Origin of the sequence: Gilvimarinus algae, from assembly GCF_030518215.1 — a bacterium.
Lineage (GTDB): Bacteria > Pseudomonadota > Gammaproteobacteria > Pseudomonadales > Cellvibrionaceae > Gilvimarinus > Gilvimarinus algae.
In genome coordinates this window covers 1-321 of sequence record NZ_JAULRT010000037.1, presented here as the reverse complement: position 1 = coordinate 321, position 321 = coordinate 1, and the positions used below count along the sequence as shown (strand labels likewise).

Here is a 321-nt window from a genome sequence, read left to right as displayed (position 1 = left end):
TATCCTCGAACTCCAGCCGTTCGCCCACGGTGGCGGGGCGCGTGCGGCGCAGCTGAGCGCGGACGCGGGCCATCAGCTCGATCACCGAGTAAGGCTTGACCACATAGTCATCCGCACCTGTTTCCAGCCCGCGCACCTTGTCCACTTCCTCGGAGCGGGCCGAGAGCATCAGGATCGGGATCGCGCGGGTTTCGCTTTTGGTCTTCAGGCGGCGGCAAACCTCGATCCCGGACACATTCGGCAACATCCAGTCCAGCACGATGATATCGGGCGTTTCCTCGTCCACCATGATCAGGCCCTCTTCGCCGTTTTCGGCTTTGA

1 protein-coding gene is annotated in these 321 nt (G+C 62.6%); it reads right to left on the bottom strand.

The window, feature by feature from the left end:
- Positions 1-321 (bottom strand): response regulator (locus QWI16_RS06145; RefSeq protein ID WP_302711907.1); only part of this gene is annotated, 321 nt, incomplete at both ends.